Genomic DNA, 1,226 nt, shown 5'->3' with positions numbered 1-1,226 from the left:
ACCCGTCGTTGCGGCACAGCCCGCAACACCCCCGGGGTTGGGTTGACCATCATGGTCAACCCAACCCCGGGACGGGCCGGGTTATCTGGACGTCTGGACCTCGGTCTCGCGGCGGGACCGCGGCTCCGGAACACCCGGGCCGTCATGGGTGTGGGATTCCTGCACCCGCAGCAGCTTGGCGGTCCAGTCCGGCAGGTACCAGTTCCAGTCGCCGAACAGCGACACCAACGCCGGCACCAGCAGCATCCGCACGACGGTGGCGTCGAGCAGGATGCCGAAGCCGAGCGCCGTCGCGAACAGTTTGATGTCGGTCTGCGGTCCGCTCGACAGCGACAGGAACGACAGGAACAGGATCAGTGCGGCCGAGGTGACGAGCCGCCCGGTACGGCCGACTCCTTCGATGACGGCGGCGTTGGTGTCACCACTGGCGTCGTACTCCTCCCGGATGCGGGCGAGGATGAACACCTCGTAGTCCATCGACAGGCCGAACAGGAATGCGAAGATCATCAGAGGTAGCCAGAAGGTGATCGAACCGGTGGCCTGAATGCCGTAGATCGCCTCGGAGCCGTACCCGTGCTGCCAGAACAACACGACTGCACCGCCCGTCGCCGCGAGCGAGACGATGTTGAACAACACCGCCTTGAGTGGCAGCAGGAGCGAGCGGAAAGCGCGTACCAGCAGTATGTAGGTGATCAGGACGATCAGGCCGAGCGCCAGCGGGAACGCCCCGTAGACAGCATGGATGTAGTCCAGCTGCAGTGCGCCGATCCCGGTCAGACCGATGAACCCGGGCACGTTGTCCAGGGCGGACCGCATCCGCCGGATCGGGTCGGTGCTGCTGCCGCCCGCGGTCTCGTTGTTCGGCACGGCGAGGACGATCGAGGTGTCGGCTCGGTTCGACGCGGGACCGGTCGGGGCCATCGCGGTGGCCACGCCGTCCACCGCGCGCACGCGTCGCACCACCTCGCCGGCCGCCGGTGAGGTGACCAGGATCTCAGCCGGGGTGAGAATGCCCGTCGGCACACCGCCGTCCTCAAGTGTCTTCAGCGCCTCATAGGCGGGCCCGGTCTTCGTCAGCGACGAGGACTGCGCCGTGCCGATCTGGACCCCGAAGAACGGAATGATCAGGGCGGTGAGGATGGCGAGTCCGACGCCGGCGGCGATCCAGCGGTGTCGCACGACCAGCGATGCCCACCTGGTCCAGAACCGGCTCGCGGTGTTCTCGT

Annotated in this window: 1 protein-coding gene; it reads right to left on the bottom strand. The window is 67.0% G+C overall.

The genetic code is table 11. From position 1 onward, the window contains the following. Nucleotides 1-81: 81 nt before the first annotated feature. Nucleotides 82-1,226, bottom strand: a 1,145-nt coding sequence (locus U9980_RS20195; protein ID WP_322769349.1) for an MMPL family transporter, incomplete at its 5' end; no start/stop codon positions are given.

This window comes from Protofrankia sp. Cr1 (genome assembly GCF_963555865.1).
Classification (GTDB): Bacteria; Actinomycetota; Actinomycetes; order Frankiales; family Frankiaceae; genus Protofrankia.
Note: the sequence above shows the minus strand (reverse complement) of the source record. Positions and strands in the feature narration are given on the sequence as shown.